The sequence below is a fragment of the Rhodococcus chondri genome (assembly GCF_036327435.1).
In the GTDB taxonomy this organism is placed as follows: Bacteria; Actinomycetota; Actinomycetes; order Mycobacteriales; family Mycobacteriaceae; genus Rhodococcus; species Rhodococcus chondri.
The window spans coordinates 1-3,902 of record NZ_JAUZMZ010000275.1 but is presented as its reverse complement, the minus strand read 5'-3'; the positions used below and the strand labels follow the sequence as shown (position 1 = coordinate 3,902).

Here is a 3,902-nt window from a genome sequence, read left to right as displayed (position 1 = left end):
ATGCAGCACCCTCTTTCGGCGCGTCGTGGGCTGTCACACACTCACCGTCCTTGTCGATGCGGTTCGGGCGCTGCGGTTGATTTCGAGCCGGTCAATATTTGAGGAGGTTGGCGTTGTCGACCGAGGCCGACCGCCGGGTCCGGAAGATCGTGACGATGATGGCGAGTCCGACGACCACTTCTGCCGCAGCGACGACCATCGTGAAGAACGCGAACACCTGGCCGTGCAGGTTGCCGTGCATGCGGGCGAAGGTGACGAACGCGAGGTTGGCGGCGTTGAGCATCAGTTCGATGCACATGAACACGACGATGGCGTTGCGGCGCAGCAGAACGCCCGCCGCGCCGATCGTGAACAGCAGCGCCGACAGATACAGGTAGTTCTCGGGATTCACCGGTGTTCCTCCTCGCCCGTCCGACGGCCGGACGAGGGCGGGCCGGCCGCGGACGACGGACCGCGAACCCCGAGATCGGCCGCGCTCCAGTCCCTTCCGATGCGCTGGAGCAGTGGACCGACCGACAGGTCCGAGAAGGAGCCGTCGGGCAGCAGCGCGGGGACATCGGCGGCGTTGTGGCGGGCGTAGACCCCCGGTCCGGGAAGCGGGGTGACGCGTCCGCCCTTCCGGAACCGCTCCCGGGCCATGTCGCGTTGGGTGCGGCGCGGTCCGAGCCGTTCACGGTGGGCGAGCACCATCGCCCCGACGGTGGCCGTGATCAGCAGCGCACCGGTGAGTTCGAACGCCCACACGTAGTCGATGAACAACAGCACCGCGAGCCCTTCGATGTTGCCCGCCGCGTTGGCGTCGGTCAGACCCGCGAAACCCGCGACGGCCGCGTTGCCGAGACCCCCGATCAGCAGCACACCGAAACCGACCCCCACGGCGACGGCGAGCCACCGCTGTGCGCGCAGGGTCTCCACCAGCGAGTCGGACGAGTCGATCCCCACGAGCATGAGCACGAACAGAAACAGCATCATGACGGCGCCCGTGTACACCACGACCTGCACGACACCGAGGAACAGCGCATCCTGGGCGATGTAGAAGACGGCGAGAACGATCATCGTCACGGCCAGGAAGATCGCCGAGTAGACCGCTTTGGCGGCGCCGACGACGCCGAGTGCCCCGAGCACCGCGACGGTACCGAGAATCCAGAACTGCACCGCCTCCCCCGTCGACGTGCGAGTGAGTTCGTCGGCGGCCAGCCACACCGCGGTCGTCGCGCTCATGACGGTTTCTCCTCTGCCGGCCCGGAGTGGTTCCCCTCGATCGGAGGCACGGTGCCGCGGTAGTAGTCGTCGTCGGTGGCCCCCGGGACCATGGGGTGCGGCGGAGGCTGCATGCCCGGCTGCAGCGGCGCGAGCAGACGGTCCTTGTCGTAGATCAGGTCGGTGCGGTTGTCGGCGACCATCTCGTAGTCGTTGGTCATCGTGAGCGCCCGCGTGGGGCACGCTTCGATGCACAGCCCGCAGCCGATGCAGCGCAGATAGTTGATCTGGTAGACCCGGCCGTAACGCTCCCCCGGCGAATACCGGTCGGTGTCGGTGTTGTCGGCGCCTTCGACATAGATCGCGTCGGCCGGGCACGCCCACGCGCACAGTTCGCACCCGATGCACTTCTCGAGTCCGTCCGGGTACCGGTTGAGCTGGTGACGACCGTGGTAACGGGGCGCGGTGGGCGCCTTCTCCTCCGGGTAGAACTCGGTGTTGGATTTCTTGAACATCGTCGAGAAGGTGACGCCGAAACCGGCGAGGGGACCGAGGAACTCAGACATCGACATCCTCCTGTGTCGTGGACCGCGCGGGTGTCGTCGACGGCGCGGGTGTCGTGACAGCCGGCAGCGGGGGCACCGGGAATCCACCCGCCATCGGGTCGTGCGTCCCGGATGGCGGTTCGGTGTCTGCGGTGTCGCCGCGACCGCCACCGCGGCTCGATCGGAAGGCCAGGTATCCCAGCGACGCCGCCACGACGAGCACTCCCGCGACGGCGAGTGCCACGTTTCCGGGGACGAGTCCCTCGTCGTCGAGAATCCGGATGACCGCCACGACCATGACCCACACCACCGCGATGGGGATCAGAACCTTCCAACCCAGCGCCATGAACTGGTCGTACCGTAGTCGGGGCAGGGTGGCGCGCAACCACACGAAGACGAACAGCACCACCCACAGTTTCACCACGAACCACAGCAGCGGCCACCATCCCGTATTCGCGCCGTCGAAGATGCTGATCGGCCAGGGCGCGCGCCAGCCACCGAGGAACAGGGTGGTGGCCAGCGCGGAGACGGTGATCATGTTGACGTACTCGGCGAGCATGAACATCGCGAACCGCAGCGAAGAGTATTCGGTGTGGAAGCCACCCACCAGTTCGCCTTCGGCTTCGGGAAGGTCGAACGGCGCGCGGTTCGTCTCCCCGACCATCGACACCGAATAGATCAGGAACGACGGCAGCAGCAGCGCAGCGTACCAGATTCCGGTCTGCCCGGCGACGATGCCGGATGTGGACAACGTGCCCGCGAGCAGGAACACCGCCGCGAAGCACAGGCCCATCGCGATCTCGTACGAGATGACCTGCGCCGTCGAACGCAGACCCCCGAGCAGCGGATAGGTGGATCCCGAGGCCCATCCGGCGAGCACGATGCCGTACACCCCGACGGATGTGACGGCGAGGATGTAGAGGACGGCGACCGGAAGATCGGTCAGTTGCAGGGGGGTGCGTTCACCGAAAACCGATACGACGGGCCCGAACGGGATCACAGCGAAGGCCATGAGTGCGGGCGCGGTGGCGATCACGGGGGCCAGCAGATAGATGGGCTTGTCCACCCCGGTCGGCGTGATGCCCTCCTTCAGGCCGAGTTTGATGCCGTCGATCAAGGTCTGCAGCAGGCCTTTCGGCCCGACCCGGTTCGGTCCGACGCGCATCTGCATCCAGGCCATGATCTTGCGCTCGAGGAGGATCAGTACGAGGGTCGTCAGGACCAGGAACGCGAAGATGAGCACGACTTTGACGACGACGAGCCACCACGGGTCGATGCCGAACATCGACAGGTCGACCTGCCGGGCGCTGACGGTCATTGCGGTGCCTCCTGCCGGCCGGACACCGCGGCACGGATGCTCACGATGTCGCCGGGGACGGCGGCGAGTTGCTCGTGTACCAGGGAGCCCGGTGACGCGAGGGGAAGCCACACGACACGGTCGGGGAGATCACCGATCACCAGGGGTAGGGTGATCTCGCCGCGGTCGGTCGCGACCGTCACGGGCTCTCCGTCACGGGCACCGATCTCGTCGGCCGAGGCGGCCGACAACCGCACGACGGGTGCCCGCGCCGTTCCCGCGAGGTACGGCTCACCGTCCTGAAGCCGGCCCCTGTCGAGCAGCATGCGCCAGCCCGCGAGGATCGCCTCCCCCAGAACGGGTTTCGGTGGAGCGGCCGGACGCGTGTCGGGAGCAGGAGCCGGGGCGCCGCCCCATTCGGCGAGCCGGGCGAGTTCGGCCCGGGCCGTCTGCGTGTCCGGCAGGCCGAGGTCGATGTCCATGGCTTCGGCCAGTGCGCTCAGGATCCGCAGGTCCGGCATCGCTCCGGTGTCGCGCAGCGCCGCCTCGAACGGACGCTCCCGGCCTTCCCAGTCGAGGAACGTCCCGGATTTCTCGGCCACCGGGGCGACCGGAAACACCACGTCCGCGCGGTCGGTGATCTCGCCGGCGCGCAGTTCGAGGCTGACGACGAACGGTGCCGCCTCGACAGCGGCGCGCGCCGCGGCCGGATCGGGCAGGTCGGAGACGTCGACACCGCCGATCACGAGCGCACCGAGTTCGCCCGACGCGGCGGCGGCGAGGATCCCCGCGGTGTCCGGCCGGCAGGAGGCACCGCAATGACCGTCAGCGCCCGGCAGGTCGACCTGTCGATGTTCGGC

At 67.9% G+C, this 3,902-nt stretch carries 5 protein-coding genes; all 5 read right to left on the bottom strand.

Translation table 11 applies throughout. The annotated features are described in order from the left end of the window. Positions 1-91: 91 nt before the first annotated feature. A complete protein-coding gene (nuoK, locus tag Q8814_RS24880) occupies positions 92-391 on the bottom strand; it encodes an NADH-quinone oxidoreductase subunit NuoK (protein WP_330154633.1) in 300 nt (99 codons plus the stop codon). Beyond that, positions 388-1,221, bottom strand: a complete 834-nt coding sequence (locus tag Q8814_RS24875; RefSeq protein ID WP_330154632.1) for an NADH-quinone oxidoreductase subunit J — start codon at positions 1,219-1,221, stop codon at positions 388-390. The genes nuoK and Q8814_RS24875 overlap by 4 nt, the downstream gene beginning before the upstream one ends. After that, entirely contained in the window at positions 1,218-1,766 is a 549-nt protein-coding gene (gene nuoI / locus Q8814_RS24870) for an NADH-quinone oxidoreductase subunit NuoI (protein ID WP_330154631.1), read from the bottom strand. The genes Q8814_RS24875 and nuoI overlap by 4 nt, the downstream gene beginning before the upstream one ends. Next, on the bottom strand, positions 1,759-3,063 hold the full coding sequence (gene nuoH / locus Q8814_RS24865) for an NADH-quinone oxidoreductase subunit NuoH (RefSeq protein ID WP_330154630.1): 1,305 nt from the start codon (positions 3,061-3,063) through the stop codon (positions 1,759-1,761). The genes nuoI and nuoH overlap by 8 nt, the downstream gene beginning before the upstream one ends. After that, a partial coding sequence (locus Q8814_RS24860; RefSeq protein WP_330154629.1) for a molybdopterin dinucleotide binding domain-containing protein occupies positions 3,060-3,902 on the bottom strand: 843 nt, incomplete at its 5' end. The genes Q8814_RS24860 and nuoH, both read right to left, overlap by 4 nt.